13 protein-coding genes, 3 tRNA genes and 1 pseudogene are annotated in these 19243 nt (G+C 48.2%); 9 read left to right on the top strand and 8 right to left on the bottom strand.

The features are described from left to right. The 4 genes and pseudogenes from L5M38_RS22130 to L5M38_RS22115 form a co-directional block, all read left to right on the top strand. Window positions 1-223, top strand: a 223-nt coding sequence (locus L5M38_RS22130; RefSeq protein WP_263180313.1) for a transposase, incomplete at its 5' end; no start/stop codon positions are given. A gap of 14 nt (window positions 224-237) precedes the next feature. Continuing rightward, window positions 238-768: pseudogene (locus L5M38_RS22125) on the top strand (ABC transporter permease subunit); the annotation flags it as partial. Next, complete coding sequence (locus L5M38_RS22120) at window positions 765-1676, top strand: ABC transporter ATP-binding protein (protein ID WP_263180312.1); 912 nt, start codon at window positions 765-767, stop codon at window positions 1674-1676. The pseudogene L5M38_RS22125 and the gene L5M38_RS22120, both read left to right, overlap by 4 nt. 340 nt (window positions 1677-2016) lie before the next feature. Then, on the top strand, window positions 2017-2292 hold the full coding sequence (locus L5M38_RS22115) for an HU family DNA-binding protein (RefSeq protein WP_006086318.1): 276 nt from the start codon (window positions 2017-2019) through the stop codon (window positions 2290-2292). A gap of 174 nt (window positions 2293-2466) precedes the next feature. On the opposite strand, the gene bioD is transcribed toward L5M38_RS22115, so the two are convergent. From bioD to bioB, 4 genes are all read right to left on the bottom strand, one after another. Further along, a complete protein-coding gene (bioD, locus tag L5M38_RS22110; RefSeq protein WP_006086317.1) occupies window positions 2467-3207 on the bottom strand; it encodes a dethiobiotin synthase in 741 nt (246 codons plus the stop codon). A 178-nt stretch (window positions 3208-3385) separates the two neighbouring features. Beyond that, window positions 3386-4489, bottom strand: coding sequence for a methyltransferase domain-containing protein (locus L5M38_RS22105; RefSeq protein WP_263166540.1), 1104 nt, complete (start codon window positions 4487-4489; stop codon window positions 3386-3388). A gap of 64 nt (window positions 4490-4553) precedes the next feature. Next, entirely contained in the window at window positions 4554-5774 is a 1221-nt protein-coding gene (locus L5M38_RS22100) for an aminotransferase class I/II-fold pyridoxal phosphate-dependent enzyme (RefSeq protein WP_263180311.1), read from the bottom strand. A gap of 209 nt (window positions 5775-5983) precedes the next feature. Continuing rightward, entirely contained in the window at window positions 5984-7036 is a 1053-nt protein-coding gene (bioB, locus tag L5M38_RS22095) for a biotin synthase BioB (protein WP_006081265.1), read from the bottom strand. A gap of 122 nt (window positions 7037-7158) precedes the next feature. On the opposite strand from bioB, the gene bioA reads away from it, so the two are divergent. Together bioA and L5M38_RS22085 are read left to right on the top strand one after the other, a co-directional pair. Then, window positions 7159-8541 carry an adenosylmethionine--8-amino-7-oxononanoate transaminase gene (gene bioA, locus L5M38_RS22090; protein ID WP_263166544.1) on the top strand — a complete coding sequence of 461 codons (1383 nt, stop codon included), beginning with the start codon at window positions 7159-7161 and terminating at the stop codon, window positions 8539-8541. A 380-nt stretch (window positions 8542-8921) separates the two neighbouring features. Further along, a complete protein-coding gene (locus L5M38_RS22085; protein WP_263180310.1) occupies window positions 8922-10523 on the top strand; it encodes a methyl-accepting chemotaxis protein in 1602 nt (533 codons plus the stop codon). Between the two features lie 229 nt (window positions 10524-10752). On the opposite strand, the gene L5M38_RS22080 is transcribed toward L5M38_RS22085, so the two are convergent. After that, window positions 10753-14193: a PAS domain-containing hybrid sensor histidine kinase/response regulator gene (locus L5M38_RS22080; RefSeq protein ID WP_259215690.1), complete on the bottom strand. Its 3441-nt coding sequence runs from the start codon at window positions 14191-14193 to the stop codon at window positions 10753-10755. Between the two features lie 174 nt (window positions 14194-14367). On the opposite strand from L5M38_RS22080, the gene acs reads away from it, so the two are divergent. The 3 genes from acs (at window position 14368) to L5M38_RS22065 (ending at window position 18618) form a co-directional block, all read left to right on the top strand. Beyond that, on the top strand, window positions 14368-16320 hold the full coding sequence (gene acs / locus L5M38_RS22075) for an acetate--CoA ligase (RefSeq protein ID WP_263180309.1): 1953 nt from the start codon (window positions 14368-14370) through the stop codon (window positions 16318-16320). Between the two features lie 222 nt (window positions 16321-16542). After that, window positions 16543-18297, top strand: coding sequence for a DEAD/DEAH box helicase (locus tag L5M38_RS22070; protein ID WP_263180308.1), 1755 nt, complete (start codon window positions 16543-16545; stop codon window positions 18295-18297). Window positions 18298-18357: 60 nt separating this feature from the next. Then, window positions 18358-18618: a GrxA family glutaredoxin gene (locus L5M38_RS22065; protein ID WP_028760344.1), complete on the top strand. Its 261-nt coding sequence runs from the start codon at window positions 18358-18360 to the stop codon at window positions 18616-18618. A gap of 259 nt (window positions 18619-18877) precedes the next feature. Here the strand turns inward: L5M38_RS22065 and L5M38_RS22060 are convergent. The 3 genes from L5M38_RS22060 to L5M38_RS22050 all read right to left on the bottom strand — a co-directional run bounded on the left by L5M38_RS22060 (window position 18878) and on the right by L5M38_RS22050 (window position 19192). Continuing rightward, a tRNA-Lys gene (locus tag L5M38_RS22060) sits at window positions 18878-18953 on the bottom strand. A gap of 37 nt (window positions 18954-18990) precedes the next feature. After that, window positions 18991-19066, bottom strand: a tRNA-Lys gene (locus L5M38_RS22055). Window positions 19067-19116: 50 nt separating this feature from the next. Beyond that, window positions 19117-19192: transfer RNA gene (locus tag L5M38_RS22050), tRNA-Lys, on the bottom strand. Window positions 19193-19243 lie beyond the last annotated feature (51 nt).

Raw genomic sequence — 19243 nt, 5'->3', positions numbered from 1 at the left:
CTTTGATAATCTGACGCTTCTCAAGTTGCCACCTTATTCACCGGAGTTGAATCCAATAGAGCAGGTATGGCAATGGCTGCGTCAAAATGTGTTGGCCAATCGTTGTTTTAGTGGTTATGACGATATTGTCGAACAGTGCTCTATCGCATGGAATACCTTCATTGAGAAGAAAGCAAGAGTGATAGAATTGTGTACTAGACCGTGGACAATTTTGACCAGTTAATTAATGTAATTGGTATTATCGCCGCCGATCAGTTCTCATCGGATAAAACCCGCGGCACGCTGCGCTTTTTAACCATACGCACTAGCCGTGACAGCTTATTGTTCGGGCGTTTTCTCGGCCAAATTCTGATCCAAGGTTTACTGATCCTATTAACGATTATCGCCACTGTCGCCCTCGCGCTCAGCCGCAACAGCCAACTGTTTTTATCTGCGTTAACGTCTGGCGCCTTGGTGGGTCTTAACCTCATCATAGTGATCTTGCCCTACACGGCTGTGATGACTTTATTGTCCCTGTATGCACGCACGGCACGCCAAGCTATGGTGTTTGCCACCATTTTATGGACAGTGATTTCCATCACTATCGTGGTGTTAGCGAATCAATCTAGCCTACTCGCACAACTCCAGTGGGTATTACCCGGTGTTCAACTGTCGGACATGCTCAATACCAATGGACTCAATAGCTTAGTCTATGCCCCAATTCCACTGTTACAAACCGCTGTGGCCCTCTTGCTCGGCAGAATTTATATGCAAAGGAGCTCGCTATGAGTCTGATCCAATGCCAAGGGCTGTCGAAGTTTTACGGCAGCAAAAAGGCGCTGAATGATGTGAGTTTCAGTCTTGAAGCGGGTGCCCCCATCGCCCTTGTCGGTCCCAATGGCGCGGGTAAAACCACGCTTTTTAGCCTGTTATGCGGCTATTTATCACCCAACTCTGGAACCATAACCCTACTCGGTGAAGCCCCCAATAGCCCTAAACTCTTAGGCAAGATTGCCGCTTTACCCCAGGATGCAGTACTCGATCCCAACTTGACGATTGTCAGCCAGTTAATATTTTTCGCTCGCCTGCAGGGCATGAACGTGGAGCAAGCAAAGCAAGAGGCACTGCGCGTGTTGGCCTTGGTCGATCTAATTGATGTTGCCGAACAAAAACCGCCTAGCCTTAGCCACGGTATGAGTAAACGTGTATCGATTGCGCAGGCGCTGATTGGCTCGCCAGAATTAGTATTATTAGATGAACCGACGGCGGGACTCGACCCTGCCAATGCAAAAAAAGTCCGTGAACTGGTCAAAGCCTTATCGCCCACCACAACTTTTATGATCAGCTCGCATAATCTCGATGAGCTCGAAAAGCTGTGCGATCAAGTGTTGTATTTAGATAAAGGCCAACTGAGCCAAGCTGTGTCAATGCATGCGTCGACCGACAGCGATTACCTGACGTTAACCATGCAAAATTGTGAGAGCGATGCACTGCAAGCGGAAGTGGCAAAACTGGCGGGAGTGGTGAACATCAGCTCAAAACAAAGCAATGTGTTTATTATCCAGCTAGATACAAATACAGAAAAAGCGCACAACAATGATATTGAGATGCGCCTATTCGCCCTCTTCAATCAGCATCAATGGCAATACAAGATGCTGCTGAAAGGTCGCACTCTGGAAGAAACACTCTTTTCATAGGCAAGCGTTAAAAGGGGTTTCTCATCACCCAACGGTTGAATAGTGTTCAACCCATAGCTTAAGCGCAATACGCCTTGCGCTTAGGCCTTTTAACTAAGGTTTTAAACTAAGGCTTTCAATAAGCCTTTAAATTAAGTCTGTCACTTCGCCCAGTAAAATCAGCCCACCACTCAATCCGACAAACTTGTACTTACTTTAGCAACACACAATCACCAAAAGCTTCACAAGCCTGTCAATAAAACACCAATCAACCGCGCTGAGCTTGCTATGGCTTTCAATCTCGGGACGAGCTTGTTATAACTCCCCTTTGATTGAACCTAAGCTGACTTCAGAGGTTTCTATGAACAAAGCACAACTTATCCAACGTATTGCCGCCGAGCTCAATGCATCGCAAGCGAGCACTAAACCTGTAGTTGAGCAGATACTGCAACAGATCCACGTCGCCTTGAGCGAAGGCGAGAAAATTTTCCTGCCACAATTTGGCACCTTTGAACTCAGATACCATGTCGCTAAAACAGGGCGTAATCCACAAACGGGCGAAGCCATAGAAATCGACGGTTACAATCAGCCCAGCTTTAAAGCCTCAACGGCATTGAAGCAACAGATCAATCGCTGATAGTGACTCTTAGCTTTAATGTGCAGTCACTCATTTGCGAGCATTAATCAGTAGCCTTGATATAAATAAGCCTCAACGTAATGTGAGGCTTATTTTTTTGTCTAAATACATTAGCGGTAACGCTTAGATGAAAGCATTAAGCCGCTCAGCGGCTAAACATTAGTTAGGCACTGCCTATGCATTAGCCTCAACGCTTTGAAAAAGCGGCGAAGTATCAAGATAATCGGCGGCATTTTCAGCACTGGGATCATCAAGAAAAGGCACACAGCCGAGGAAAGGCGCTGACATCATCTCTTTAAGACTCGCCAAGTTTTCCGCAAACATACTCATATTCGGGTCGACACAATTGGCGACCCAACCTGCAATCTTAAGCCCATCGGCCAATATTGCCTCTTGAGTGAGCAGTGCGTGATTTAAGCAACCGAGCTTCATGCCCACCACGAGTATCACTGGCAGTTCTAATCTCTGTACCACCTCCGATAAATATCGGCCCTCGCCTAAGGGCAAACGCCAGCCACCCGCGCCCTCAATCAAACAAAAATCCGCTTGAGCAAATGCCGCTAAATCCAAACTTTCGATAATAGCCTCAGGCGCTAAGCTCACGCCCACTTGGGCGGCAGCAATATGCGGCGCAATTGCAGGTTCAAAGGTAAAAGGATTAATGACAGGATAAGTAAGTTTCAGCGACGATGAAGTCATCAACTGCAGTGCATCGGCATTACGCAAGCCTTCGGAGGTTTGTGCGCAGCCCGAGGCAATGGGCTTAACACCTAAGGTCGACAGCGTGTTAGACGCTAAAATACTCACAGCCGAGTCAGCACTGGCTATCGCGCCCAAACGGTTCACCGCGGTTAACAGCGCCGATGAGACTAAGGTTTTACCACTGTCGGTATCTGTACCTGTTACAAAAAACATATTAGATCCTTATCTGTCGCTATTGAGTGCACTTTTGTGAAGTGCACTCTCCATAAAGCTAAAACGCAAACCTGTAGACCTTTAAATCCACAAGTCCACAAATCAAAGTCCCTATCGCTAATCAATGCTAAGTATGTGTGCATGAATATTGTTGTAGCTAAAACATAGTGTGAAACTTTTACATCCTGCGCCGAGCACGTATCTGCACTATCTGGTAGGTTAACGGCAAACCTTGGGGTACACGTAAGGATTCGGCTTTGGCCTGCAATGCCTGCCAATCTTGGCGACCACGCAGCCGCGGGGCTAATTCTGCAGCGGCTATTGCGCCAGCAACCTCTCCTGCTGACTGAATCGTTGAATGATCTAAACTGATTGAATTGGCTAAACTGATTGAACTAGCTGAATGGGTTGCACTGGCCGATTGCACCGAGGCGCCCACCCCTTTGATGGAATAGAGTAATGCTTTGAGAGTATCAAAATACACTGTCATAGGAATGAGCTGCACCTCTAAGAACTGCCATGTATCGAGTTTAAATGCAGTTTTTAGCGCCTCCAGTGTCGAAAAGTCATTCACTCTTAAGCCTAATTCGGCTAATTGATTCAAACTCCCCTGCGCCACTAAGCTCAAATGACACTCGCCATCCGGCTTTAGCACCCGTGCCATTTCGGCTACCGCGGCGGGAAAATTCGCACACCACTGCAAAGCCAGATTCGAATAAATCACATCGATGCAACCATCGACAAAGGGTAAACACTCGGCATCGGCACAAACCCCATGATAATCGGGATAAGTTTGTTTTAGCTTGTGTAACATGCCAAGGGCGATATCCACGGCAAACACAGCTGTCGGTGGATTTTGTATCGAACCATGCTCAGAGTGACAACCTGATTGATGTTCAGAGTGATACGCCGCAAAATCGGTCCCAGGGCCTGCGCCAATGTCCAACAGATGACCTTGGGCGATAAACTCACTGAGTAAACTGGCGGCGCTCAAACGCTGTAACTGATTATGGTCTTGATAACTATGGGCCGCTGCAGAGAATCGTTCTGCAATCTGAGCACCGTGAACATTGGATTCTTTGTCAATTGCTCTTTTTCCAACAGCTACTTTTTCAATCGCTTGTTTTTCAAAAGCTTGCATTACAGCAGATTCGCTCACACTCGACTCGTGAGCTGTTGACTCGCAAGATTTGGACTCACTCGACTTGGGCTCACTGGACTGGAGCGCGTTAGAGCTTGGTTCACTCGCGTTGGGCTTGCTGGATTTAATCGGGCTTGGCATTGCAGTTAACACTCAACCATAAAAACTTAAAATTCAATAGAATAACGCGTTCTATAGCGTACATTTATCTGTGATCATCCGCAGCTTGTCGTTCAGTCACAAGCGGCACACCGACGCGACTGAGCACTTGAGCTAATTGCGCAACACACGCCGTAATATCTTCGGCGGCGTGGGCTGCCGTTAAGGTGATGCGTAAACGCGCAGAGCTTACAGGCACGGTCGGCGGGCGAATCGCGCCAACACAAATTCCTGCAGCCCTTAGCTCCTCGGCTACTTGCAAGGTTTGCAACGCATCCCCAATGATCAGCGGCTGAATCGCGGTATCTGAACCTAAAAGGGGCACATTAGCCTCTCGGCATAACCGTTTGAATAGCTTAATATTCTCAAGCAGTTGTTGCTGTAACTCGGGATGTGCTGTGCTGTACTGAGTCGCGGCTAAGGCTAGCGCCGCATTGGCGGGCGATAAAGCAGTCGAGTAAATATATTCGCGGGCGTTACTGACCAAAAAATCGATCAGCGCCTGACTCCCCAACACGGCCGCGCCTTGGCAACCTAAGGCTTTACCAAAGGTCACCACTTGCACATCGATAAGCTTGGCGGCCTCTGCATTGTGATAACCATCGAGCACCGCAAAACCATGGGCATCATCGACAACCAACCAAGTATGATGTTGGCGACAAAGCGCCGATAACTGGGCAATTGGCGCACAATCTCCGTCCATGCTAAACACGCTTTCAGTGATTAACGCCGATGTTTGATTTCGAGCAAGTAACCGCTCAGCGCTTTCTAAGGAATTGTGTAAAAAACGTTTCAGCTGCGCGCCACTATCTTGCAAACCATCAATAATGGAGGCATGTACGAGTTTGTCGGCAACCACAATATCGTGCTGATCAAACAGGGTTTTCATCAGCGCCGTATTAGCACTAAAGCCCGAGCAAAATAACAATGCCGCTTCATGTCCCGTTAAGGCGCAAAGCTCACGCTCCAGCGCCAAATGTGCGTCACTGTATCCTGTCACTAAGGGCGATGCGCCGCTACCCACACCGTAGGTTTGCGCGCCAAGGTGCAAGGCCTCAGCGAGTTGTGGTACGCGGGATAAACCTAAATAATCATTACTGCTGAAATTGACATAGGCGCGACCTTCGAACACAAAACGTGGGCTCGAAGTGGATGCGTTGGTGTTAAGGGCATGATCGACACTCAGCACTTTACGTTGTCGCAGTAATCCTTGCTCACGCAAAGCATGCTGACGGGCGGCAATTTTAGTCTCAAGCAGAGAACTCATCGATGTAGCCTCAAGCATGACTGACTCAAAAATGACTGTTTCAACAATGGTCTCAACAATGATTACCCTATGAGTGTTCGGTTTAAGACGGTTGCCTTAGAAATAGAGCACATTTAATAAGCCTGTCGGCCGCAGTCAAAACAGACTACGACCAACAGGATTGACATGTTATCCAACAATGTGCGTCAAACAACATGAACTCAGTGTTCTTACAAAGCACCCGCGTCATAGAATTGTGCCGATGACTTATCTTGATAGGCTGCTGCTTTGGCTAATACTGCACTTTCTTCTTCCAATTTTGCCGCTGCGCCCTGCTCTGGACGTAAACCTAAACGTCGGAATAGCCCCATATCATCGCTTTCTTCTGGGTTTGGCGTAGTCAGCAATTTGCAACCGTAGAAAATCGAGTTGGCGCCAGCAAAGAAACACATGGCCTGCAGTTCATCACTCATATTTTCGCGGCCAGCCGATAAACGCACGCGCGAAAGTGGCATTAAAATACGCGCTACAGCAATAGTACGCACAAACTCGAGTGGATCGAGATCGTCAAGTTTCTCAAACGGCGTGCCCGCCACTTTGACTAACATATTGATCGGCACTGAATCAGGGTGCTGCGGTAAATTGGCCAACTGTTGCAGTAAGCCTGCACGATCCGTCGCCTTTTCACCCATGCCGACAATCCCGCCAGAGCAGACTTTCATGCCTGAGGCGCGCACATTTGTCAGTGTATCTAGACGATTTTGATAGGTACGTGTGGTGATCACATCGCCGTAGTATTCAGGCGAAGTATCTAAATTGTGGTTGTAATAATCTAAGCCTGCGCTGGCTAAATCGTTCGCTTGATCTTCAGAAAGCATGCCGAGCGTCATGCAAGTTTCCATGCCTAAGGCTTTGACTTCTTGTACCATTTGCTTAAGGTACGGCATGTCTTTTTCTTTTGGGTTACGCCAAGCGGCCCCCATGCAGAAACGAGAAGCCCCCGCGGCTTTAGCGCTGCGCGCTTCGGTCAGCACAGTTTCCATTGCCAGCAAACGCTCTTTCTCTAGACCTGTGTCATAACGGGCGCTCTGCGGGCAGTATTTACAATCCTCAGGGCAAGCACCGGTTTTAATCGATAACAAGCGGCTAATTTGCACTTCATTGGGATCGTACACTTCACGGTGAATGCTGTGGGCTTTAAATAACAAATCATTCATCGGCAGCGCAAATAAGGCTTCGATTTCTTCCCGCTTCCAATCATGACGAACTTGCAACTGCGACATTGAACACCCTTTTTATTCTGTCTTTTATCTTGGCTAGGATAACCTCAGCCCTTAAACTGTCAACGCCAACCAGTGAATCCAGTTTACTAATGGCTACTTTACCACCAACTTAGTGAGCATTTATGCGCAATTTACTCGATTTTGATTTTGATAGCGCCCATATTTGGCATCCTTACACCTCAATGACCCGTTCTCTTCCTGTTTTTGGTGTACATAGTGCGAAGGGCTGCGAGCTCGAACTCGTCGATGGCCGCAAGCTGGTCGATGGCACTAGCTCATGGTGGGCCTGTGTGCACGGTTATGCGCATCCCGAGATATTAACCGCGATGGAAAAACAGCTGCATCAGCTGAGCCATGTGATGTTTGGCGGCATCACCCATGAACCCGCCATTGAACTGTGTAAAAAACTTATCGCTATGACCTGCGAGCCGCTGACGAAAATCTTTTTATGCGACTCTGGCTCTATCTCAGTCGAAGTGGCGATCAAAATGGCGTTGCAATATTGGCAAGGTCAAAGTTTGCAAGGTAAGAGTTTGCAAAGTAAGAGCTCGCAGGAGCAAGGCGCACATAAAGAGCGGCCGCTAAAACAACGCATTCTTACCGTTAAGAAGGGTTACCACGGCGATACCTTTGCCGCCATGAGCGTGTGCGATCCCGAAGGTGGCATGCACACTATGTTTGGCGATGCGCTGACAAAACAATCCTTTGTGCCTGCACCACAAACCGCCTTTGGCGAAGCCTTACAAGCCGATGATTTAACCGCAATGCGCAGCATTTTAAGTGCAAATCACCATGATATTGCTGCTGTGATTATAGAGCCAATCATGCAAGGCGCTGGCGGGATGCGTTTTTACAGCGCAGATTATTTAGCGGGTATTCGCGCCCTGTGCGATGAGTTTGATGTGCTATTAATCTTAGATGAAATCGCTACTGGCTTTGGCCGCACAGGCAAGCTGTTCGCCTATGAACACGCCAATATCACTCCAGATATCTTATGTTTAGGTAAAGCGCTAACGGGCGGTTACATCAGCCTAGCGGCAACGCTGTGTACCGATAAAGTCGCCCAAGGAATCAGCCAATCTCCCGCTGGCGTGTTTATGCATGGGCCGACCTTTATGGGCAACCCGCTGGCCTGCGCGGCGGCGTGTGCGAGCTTAGACTTAATTAACCGCAATGAATGGCAAACGCAAGTGGCCGCTATCGAGCAGCAAATGCGCTTAGAACTTAAGGATGCGATTGATTTACCGAGTGTTAAGGACGTGCGAGTCCTCGGCGCTGTCGGCGTGTTAGAGATGCATGATCCCGTCAATACCGCTGAGCTACAGCAACAATTTGTTGATTTAGGGGTGTGGGTTCGCCCCTTCGCTAACCTTATCTATATCATGCCGCCCTATGTGATTAGCTCAGCACAATTAAGCCAACTCACCAGTGCGATGAAGCAAGTCGCAGCAGGTATTAGCGCGGTATCAAAAAGTCTTGAGCCGCAGCTTATCAGCCACGGTTGATACTTTAACGCTTGGCCATTTTTTAGCTTAACGCTCTTTCAACTCAATAAGCCTTTAATGTCGAATAAACGAACCCCTGCGCACTGTGCGCTAGGGGTTCGAACTGCCTGGCTTATATCAGTACTCAGCAGCCCCTTCCCTTGTTCGAATCTCGTATCCTCTCGATAGATAAACGCGCTAAGGTTGCAATTGCAATATTGCTCACAATTTCCATTAATACTCTGTAATTTAGTGCATTTATTTAATTCGCCAACTGGAAATTTTACCAAAGCCAGCAATGCTTATATCGCTAACTTTACCCCACACATCTTTCGCCAATATCCGCCAACAAATTGAGCTGAGGAATGGCTTAAATAGCTACACCAAGACATGGAGATCATATGTTCAAACTCGCTGACATAGCCGTCAATCGCAAACTCGCATTACAGCTCATCATCGCCCTCGCAGGCGCCTTAATTTTACTCGTTATTTCTGTTACCGCTTTAAAGCACAATCTGATGGCGGAGCGTGAGGCACGGCTTAATGCCGTATTGTCCCTCGCCAGCAGCCGCATTCAGGCGTTATCCCAATCACTGCCCTTAGAGCAAGCACAGCAAGCCGCCAAGGACATGTTGAACGACATGCGCTTTGATAATGATAACTACTTGTTTGTGATTGATGAATCGAGGCGCGTCATCGTCCACCCCATCAAAAGAGAATTAGTTGGCCAACAAATGGGCAATCAAGGCGAAGAAAACTACTGGTACAAAATGGTCGAACTCGGCCGTGATGGCAAACAAGGCTTAGTCGAATACCGCTGGACGACAGCTAACGGTAAATCGGCGCAAAAAATGTCACTGGTAATGGGATTTAAACCTTGGGGCTGGATCTTGGGCTCAGGCATGTTGCTCCAAGATATCGAAGCCACCATTTGGCATGAGTATTTTGTCATGGGAGGCACGACATTAGTGCTTATCTTGCTCATGGCTTGGCTAGGTTATGCCATTAGTCACTCTATCACTCGGCCACTGGTTGATGTAAATCAGGCGATGCTCGCCATCACAAAGGGGGATTTAACCACGCAATTAAAGGTCTATGGTAAAGACGAGCTTGGCACCTTAGCCCGCAACATCAACCAAAGCATTGGCTCGATTCGTAGCACCTTACTGGAAGCGAGTCATAGCGCTGATAATGTTGCCCATGCCTCGGCTCGTATCGCCTCAACCGCAGAGGAAACCAATCAAGCAGTGAATAATCAGCGGGATCAGCTTGCCCAGCTCGCCACCGCCATGAATGAAATGAGCGCCACTATCGCCGATGTGGCGAATAATGCGGAGAGCACGGCCAAAGATACCAAAGAAGCCACATGGGAAGCAGGCCTTGGCGACCAAGATGTTCACGCCAGTGTGGACGGAATTCATGCCCTCGCCAAAGAAGTGGAGCAAGCGACGGATCAAGTGAACATGCTTAAAGAGGAAGTCATGCAGATCAGCGAAGTCACCTCAGTGATCAGCGCAATTTCAGATCAAACTAACTTACTCGCACTGAATGCCGCCATTGAAGCCGCCCGCGCAGGTGAGCAAGGACGAGGGTTTGCAGTGGTCGCCGATGAAGTGAGACAACTCGCCAGTCGCACCAGACAATCAACCGAAGAAATTCAGAACACGATTTCATTATTGCAACAACGGGCCGTGAGCGCCGCTAAGGCAATGGATGCAAGCCGTGCGCTGGCAGAAAACAGTGTGAGTCAATCGGCAAAAGCGGGAAGTGATTTATCGCTTATCGTAGCCCACATCAAACATGTGAGTGACATGGCGACCCATATCGCTACCGCCGCAGAAGAACAAAGTGTGGTCGCTGAAGACATGAACAGAAACGTGTGCGGGATTAATAACTCAGCGCTCGAAGTTTCTGAATCGGCAACCTATCTAGCCCAAGAAAGTGAAAGTTTGGCGGAGTTATCACTGAATTTAAATGGCAAACTCGCCGTTTTCAAACTCTGATCATTCACTTGATTAGGGATGAACTAAAGAACGATGACAAACCTTTAGCCAACCAAACTTTTAGCCCTGTGTTTAGTCCAGATAGTCCGCATAGCAACTGCGCGGGTTATCTGGACTTTCGATTAACGTACCGACTCCACTAAACTCATTTTACCGAGCGCCTATTACTAAACCTATCTTGCCAAGCTAGTTTTGCTAAGTTAATTATGCAAAACACATGCTACTAAACTTATTTCACTAAGCTAGAAATCAAGGCGCGCAGCGCGGCAGGTTTTATCATTTTCGCCATATAGTGATAGCCGCGGCGTTGCACATCTTCCACCAGCTCTTTACGGGTATTGGCGGTGATCAAAATGCCGGGCAAGTCTTTGCCGTACAGGGCACGAATACCGTCCATCGCATCAACGCCATTTTGGCCATCATCTAAGTGGTAATCGGCGAGCACAATATCTGGCGCAACGCCTTTCAGCCCTAGCTTAATGCGTGCATCAGATAAATCTTTTGCGCAAATAACCTCACATTGCCAACGACTTAATAGACTTTCTAACCCCGCAAGAATCGCCTCTTCGTTGTCGATACACAGCACTTTGATACCCGATAACGGCTGCAGCAGCGACGGCAACGCCTTCACTTGCGGCTGACGCACAGTCTCCCCGAGCGGCACGCAAATAGAGAATACCGAGCCGCGGCCTAAATGGGATGAAACCTGAATGCCGTGTTCCAGCACTTTACTGATGCGATCGGCAATCGCTAAACCTAAGCCTAAGCCGCTGACATTGTTGCTCTTAGGATTATTCAGCCGCTTGAATTCTTTAAAAATTTCTTGGGTTTCCTTTTCATCGATACCACAGCCCGTGTCTAATACTTGGATCTCAAGATAATGACCGCGATGGCGACAACCAAACAAGACTCTGCCGCCACGGGCGTAACGGTAGGCATTGGTTAAAAAGTTTTGTAGGACTCGGCGTAACAACGAAGGATCAGAATTAACGGTCGCGCTGCATGGGATCATCTTAAAACGGATTTGGTTGTCCGCTGCCATCGCCTCAAACTCTACGGATAAGCCGTTGATCAGTTCTGAAATCGCAAAGTCACGCCGATTCACCTCCACCATGCCGGAATCGAGTTTAGAAATATCCAGCAGATCGGTAAGCAACTCGCCGGCGATCTTTAGCGAGCTATTCACATGGGATAAGGTGGTTCTGGCCTCGCGATCTAAATTGGGATACTGAGATAAAGATGCGGTAAACAACCGCGCGGCATTTAGTGGCTGCATTAAGTCATGGCCAACGGCGGCCAAGAAGCGACTCTTGGAGGCGTTGGCAATTTCTTCCTGCGCCTTAGCCTCGAGTAACTCACTGTTCAACATGGCTAATTCGTAGGTACGTTCGTTAACGCGGCTTTCTAAGGTTTCATTGGCCTCGAGCAGTGCGCGCTCCTGCTCGCGATACTGAGTAATATCGGTAAAGGTCATCACAAAGCCACCGTCTGGCATGGGATTACCTTGAATTTTAATCACTTTACCGTCCCTGCGATGGCGCTCAGAAGTGTGCGGCGTGCCATTACGCATGTGCTGCACCCGCTGTTCAACCTGCTGTTCGATTTCCCCTTCACCGCAATAACCCCGCGCCGCATTAAAACGGATCACTTCGCTGATGGGCATGCCCTGCTGCAAGAATCCATCGGGATATTGATACAGCTCCACATATTTATAATTCCAAGCTACTAGGTTGAGATCGCTATCTATCACGCTCATGCCTTCATAGGCGTGCTCAATCGCGCCGCGCAGCATGTCTTGGCTGAGCATAATTTTCGATGAAGCTTCATCGACTAGACTGAACACTTCATCCAGCGCCAAATCACGCCCTTGTAGCACAGAATCCATCACCAACGCCGCGCTTGAGGCGCCGAGTACGCCCGCTAATAAACGTTCCGTGTGGAAAATCAGCTCTGGCGGCGCCGCTTTATGCCAACTATCACTTTTTACGGCGTCAATTGAGAAACGGCTAAAACTCTCGTAGGCCCGTGTTGGGCTGACGAATCGACTGGCGAGAATAAGCAAATCCTGCTGTGAAATCGGGCCATTTTTCTTATTGGCGCTGTTTTTCAACTTGCCAGGACTGACAAAGGCACTGGCCTGAATACGCTCGGCCACACCCGCCCTAAACCAAATCGACCCCAAAATATAACAGGCGATATTGGCAAAAAGTGCCGTTAGCGCATCACGCACATTGGGCGTTATCGCATCTAGCAGGCCTTTCTCGCTCGCGACGCCAGACAAGAACACCGATGAACTTTGCACATCTGTCATGCCCTGCAACATGATGTAAAACCACAGCGTAAAGCCCACGCCGAGCCCTAAAAATACCCCAGCACGATTGCCGTGTTTCCAATAGAGTCCGCCCACTAAGGCAGGCGCTAACTGAGCAAAAGCCCCGAAGGACAACATGCCGAGATGGGATAAGGAATCACTGTCCGCTAAGGCCAGATAACTGCCATAACCTAAGCCAAGAATGATCACGATCGCCAAACGGCGGGCATTGAGCAACAACTGCGAGAACTGGCTGAAGTTTTTCTCGCGGATATGGCCCGTGCGCAGCATCACAGGCACCAGCCATTCGTTACTCACCATCACACTAATGGTCACCACCGCCACTATCACCATGCCGGTTGCCGCCGAAAGTGTGCCCAGCAGTGCAATCACCGCCAGCAAAGGTTGATCTAAAGCGAGTGGCAAATTAATCACATAGGTATCGGCCGACACTGAATCGCCGAGGATGATCTTCCCCGCCAAGGCGAGCGGTCCAACAAATAAACCAAAAAGCGCTAAATAGATGGGAAACAGCCAACGTCCTTTCGACAGCACAGACTCATCGGCGCATTCCACCACCATCACATGGAACTGCCTTGGCATACACAAAAACGCCGCCATTCCGACAAGTAACTCAGGCATTAAAGCTTCGATACGGGGATTGGGATAATTAATCAGCGACTGCGCATTCGCCTGCTGCCAAATATCCCCAAAACCATCGAACACCCCAAAACTAATGACGACGCCGACCAATAAAAATGCGGCGAGCTTCACCAGAGACTCAAAGGCAATCGCAAGCATCATGCCGGGATTGTGCTCGGTGGCATCGAGTTTGCGGGTACCAAATAAAATGGCAAATATGGCTAATAAAGACGTGATCAGTAACGGAATTGTCACGCCATCGAGGGGATCGTTTGCGGGTTGAAACAGGTTAAGGCTGAACACCATCGCCTTAAGCTGCAGGGCGATATAGGGCATGATGCCAAACAAGGCTATTAAGGTGACTAAGGCGGCTAAGGTTTGAGATTTGCCGTATCGGGCGGCAATAAAGTCGGCCACTGAGGTGATATTTTGTGCCTTAGACACTAATACCATCTTGCGTAACATGCCAAAACCTAAGGTGAAAATAAGAATGGGGCCGATAAAAATCGGTAAAAAAGACCAGAGATCCTTAGCCGATTGGCCGACTGTGCCTAAAAAACTCCACGAAGAGCAGTAGACCGCTAAGCTCAGGCCATAAATACCGACCTGTAGCTTTTTGGTGATCCGGCTAAACCAACGCTCCGCCCCCCACGCTAATAGGAATAAAAGCGAGACATAACAGACGGCAATAACGGCGACGACTAAGGTTAAATTCATACTTTGCTCTTTTTTATGATTATTGTGCGATAAAACCTGTCTAAAATCTAGCCGGATTTTTAATGCAACAGACTAAATATAAAGGAAAATTTAAAACTAGACCAAGGTCTAATGGAGTTGCCGCCCCCTTGCATACCATACTCAGTCCACGCAATTTTTCAAAAGGGAAGCCCTATGAGCTCGCAGTCTCTCTACAAAGTCTCCGGCAATATCGCTGCCAATGCACTTGTAAACAACGATAAATATAAAACAATGTACCAAGAGTCGATTGTCAATCCTGAAGGTTTCTGGAGAGAACACGGCAAGCGTATTGATTGGATAAAACCCTATACCAAAATTAAAAAAACCTCTTTTGATGATCATAATTTATCGATCAACTGGTTTTACGACGGCACCCTAAATGCTTCTGCCAACTGTTTAGATCGTCACTTAGCCGAGCACAGTGATCGCGTGGCGATTATTTGGGAAGGCGATAACGCCAGCGAACAACGCAAAATCACCTACGGTGAATTACATGTAGAGGTGTGTAAATTCGCGAACGCACTGCGCAGCCAAGGCGTGCGCCGCGGGGATATAGTCACAATTTACATGCCTATGGTGCCAGAAGCCGCAGTCGCTATGCTCGCCTGTGCCCGTATCGGCGCGGTGCACTCTGTGGTCTTCGGTGGTTTCTCACCGGATTCAATCGCCTCTCGCGTGATTGACGGTAAATCCAAAGTCATTATTACCTCAGATGAAGGTATGCGCGGTGGTCGTGCTATCCCATTGAAGCGCAACATAGATGATGCCTTAAAGCACCCTGATGTCACTACCGTTGAGAAAGTCATCGTACTTAAACGCACGGGCGGCAAAGTGGATTGGGTAGAAAGCCGTGATGTGTGGTGGCACTCACTGATGGAAACCGCATCTGAGTACTGTCAACCAGAGGAAATGGACGCCGAAGCGCCATTATTCCTGCTGTATACCTCAGGTTCAACCGGTAATCCCAAGGGCGTATTGCACACCACTGGCGGCTACATGGTTTATGCATCTATGACCCATGAATATGTGTTCGACTACAAAGCGGGTGAAGTGTACTGGTGTACCGCGGATGTGGGTTGGATCACTGGCCACTCTTACATGGTTTACGGCCCGCTCGCCAATGGTGCGACTGTGCTTATCCATGAAGGTGTACCAAATCATCCAAGCCCTGCCCGTTTAGGCGAAATGATTGACCGCCATAAAGTGAACATTCTTTACACTGCGCCAACGCTAATTCGCGCGCTGATGGCCGAAGGTAAACAACACTTCGATAAGTTCGATGGTAGTAGCTTGAGGATCATGGGCTCGGTAGGTGAACCTATCAACCCAGAAGCGTGGCGTTGGTACCATGAGGTCATAGGTCATGAGCATTGCCCTATCGTCGATACTTGGTGGCAAACTGAAACGGGCGGTATTTTGATCACCCCACTGCCAGGCGCGACCGATACTAAACCCGGCTCAGCTACCCGCCCGTTCTTTGGCGTTCAACCCGCCTTAGTGGATAACATGGGGAATATTTTAGAAGGTGAGAACGAAGGTAACTTAGTGTTACTCGATTCTTGGCCGGGCCAAATGCGTACTGTGTATGGCGACCATGAACGATTTGTACTGACCTACTTTAAAACCTTCCGTGGCATGTATTTTACCGGTGACGGCGCACGCCGCGATGAAGATGGCTACTACTGGATCACTGGCCGCGTCGATGACGTGATCAACGTGTCCGGCCACAGATTAGGTACAGCAGAGGTTGAAAGTGCGCTGGTATCACACGAACTGGTTGCCGAGGCTGCAGTAGTTGGCTACCCACATGATATTAAAGGCCAAGGTATTTATGCGTACGTCACGCTAACCCGTGGTACTGAAGAAACCGAAGAGCTACGTCAAGAGCTGCGTCAATGGGTTCGTAAAGAAATTGGTGCGCTGGCAACGCCAGATCTCATCCAATGGGCGACGGGCTTACCTAAGACACGTTCAGGCAAGATCATGCGCCGCTTCCTGCGTAAGATTGCCGCTAACGAAGTGACCAACTTAGGGGATGCATCAACCTTGGCCGATCCAGCGGTGATCGAGACCTTGATTGAATCACGCTTGAATCGTACTGAGTAATATCCGAGTTAAGAATAACGTCCACAACACTTAGCCTATGCCCAATAGGCTAAGTGTAACCTGAACCTCCCTTTTTAAACCTCAGGTTAAAAGTGAACCCTGTTGAGAGAGTGTGTGTGATTGCTCCTTTCTCTAGCTTGCCCCTCCAACCAGGGGCATTTTTTTTGCCTGTTATGTTAAGCTTGCAACCTCACTTTTATTCAGCATAGATTTTTTATCAGCGTGTCAGTCAAACTCAGAGACTATCAACAGCAAGCGGTTAATGCCGCCATCGCCCATTTTAGGCAAAGCCAAGCTTCCGCCGTACTTGTATTGCCCACAGGCGCCGGCAAAAGCATAGTGATCGCCGAACTGGCGCGCATCGCCAAAGGCAGAGTCTTAGTGCTCACCCATGTGAAAGAATTAGTTGCGCAAAATGCCGAGAAAGTCGGCCTCCTCACAGTACAAGCCAGTATCTATGCGGCGGGACTCAATCAAAAAGCCACCGACGGAAAAACCGTCGTTGCCAGTATTCAATCGGCAGCGCGGGGATTAACGCAGTTCGATCAGCCGTTCTCGTTAGTCATTATTGATGAATGCCACAGAGTCAGCCTAGAAAAAACCAGCCAATATCAGCAAGTACTCAACCATTTACGCACGAAAAATCCCCAATTAAGATTGCTCGGTCTCACCGCCACGCCCTATCGCCTTGGCACTGGCTGGATTTATCAGCAACACTATCACGGCAAAGTGGGGTCGCCCGAACATGCCGTGTTCGAACATTGTGTGTTCGAGCTGCCCATAAGGCCGCTCATTAAGCAAGGTTACCTCACAGCGCCAACCCTGTTTGATGGCCTAAGTGCCCAGTACGACTTCAGCCAACTTAAAGCAAACGAGAATGGCGAATATGCCGAAGCCGAGGTTAACGATTTACTGGGACATTACGGCCGCGCGACCACTGCGATTGTGAAACAACTCATTGAACTGAGCCAACATAGAAAAGGTATTATCATTTTTGCGGCAACGGTACGTCACGCCAATGAGATTTTTAACATACTCAACCAAGCTCACGCTGCGCAGAGCGCCATTATCACGGCACAAACGCACGACAATGAACGTGACGCGACGATTGAACGCTTTAAAGCCCAAGAGCTTAAGTTTTTAGTCAACGTGGCTGTGTTGACGACAGGCTTCGACGCGCCCCATGTGGATTTGATTGCTATTTTGCGCCCTACCGCTTCAGTCAGTCTGTTTCAACAAATGATCGGCCGTGGATTGCGAATCGCTGAAGGCAAAAAAGATTGTCTTATCATCGACTATGCTGCCAATGGTTATGACTTGTATTTTCCCGAGGTCGGCCAAGCTAAACCCAACAGTAAATCGGTACCTGTGCAAGTGCATTGCCCAGTATGCGATTTTGCCAATATATTCTGGGGACTCACAGACGACGATGGCGACATTATCGAACACTTTGGTCGCCGCTGTCAGGGCATAGTCGAACAGCAAGGTAAAAAGCTGCAGTGTAACTTTCGATTTAGATCAAAATCTTGCCCTGATTGCGGCGAAGAGAATGATATTGCCGCACGCATTTGCCAGCACTGCCAATCGACCCTCATCGATCCCGATAAACGCCTACGCCAAGTGCTCAGCCAGCAGCACCATCATTTATTCCGCTGCCAGCATATGAGCCTCATCGACGATGACGGCAATCTGAAAGTGCAGTACCTCGATATCGACGGCAATGAATTCAATCGCCGCTTTAAATTACAAACGCCGGCCCAGTGGCGAGCCCTATATGCCTTATTCATCTTTCCCCATAGCCGTACACCGGGATTAAAACCGAAAAAATACACTAAGGTGACAGAGTTAATCAGCGATGCGGATAAATTCCGCATGCCCGATCTCTTGCTGCTGAAGAAACATAAAAAAGGCTGGGATCTGCTCGAAAGCTATTTTGATTATCAAGGTCGCTATCAAACTGAAAATAAACGCGGCTGACATTATCAATTCACTTAGGCCTATGGTATAAAACGACTAAAGTAATCCTAAGGAGCTATTATGTTCGTTGTTATTTTTGGCCGTCCTGGCTGTCCTTATTGCGTTCGTGCTGTGCAATTATCTGAGCAACTCGTTGAAAAACGTGATGACTTTAAGTTCAGATATGTCGATATCCATGCAGAAGGCATCTCTAAAGCAGATTTAGAAAAAACTGTCGGTAAGCCAGTTGAAACCGTACCGCAGATTTTTGTCGATGAGAAGCACATAGGTGGCTGCACAGATTTCGAGCAATATGTTCGTGAAAACAATCTGTTAGATTAAGCGCTATAGATATGTAATCCGCTTAATGCAAAAGGAGACCTAAGGTCTCCTTTTTAGTCTTTAACCTAAGCGGCTTAAATTAGATACTTAGCTGAGAACATTATGCGACAAAAGTAGAAAATGCCAGCATAAATAATATGTTAAAAAAGTATTTTCCGTGGGAAGAATAAGACGAAGGTATTAAATTTGATACTGAGTATTGGAGTTTAGCTTGGAAAATTCAGTGACTATTCGAGAGAAACACAGCGGGAAAAATAAGTGGTGGGTCGTGAAGGATTCGAACCTTCGACCAATTGGTTAAAAGCCAACTGCTCTACCGACTGAGCTAACGACCCATCTGGTGTTGCGCTGATTTATGCACTTTCAGTAAAGTGGTGGGTCGTGAAGGATTCGAACCTTCGACCAATTGGTTAAAAGCCAACTGCTCTACCGACTGAGCTAACGACCCATCTATTGTCTATTAAAACTGTTACGCTGATTTATACACTTTCAGTAAAGTGGTGGGTCGTGAAGGATTCGAACCTTCGACCAATTGGTTAAAAGCCAACTGCTCTACCGACTGAGCTAACGACCCAACTAGGTACTAGGTATTACGATAAAAATGTTCACTTATTTTGGCATCAAC

The organism is Shewanella sp. SM101 (genome assembly GCF_025654465.1).
Taxonomy (GTDB): domain Bacteria; phylum Pseudomonadota; class Gammaproteobacteria; order Enterobacterales; family Shewanellaceae; genus Shewanella; species Shewanella oncorhynchi.
Note: the sequence above shows the minus strand (reverse complement) of the source record. Positions and strands in the feature narration are given on the sequence as shown.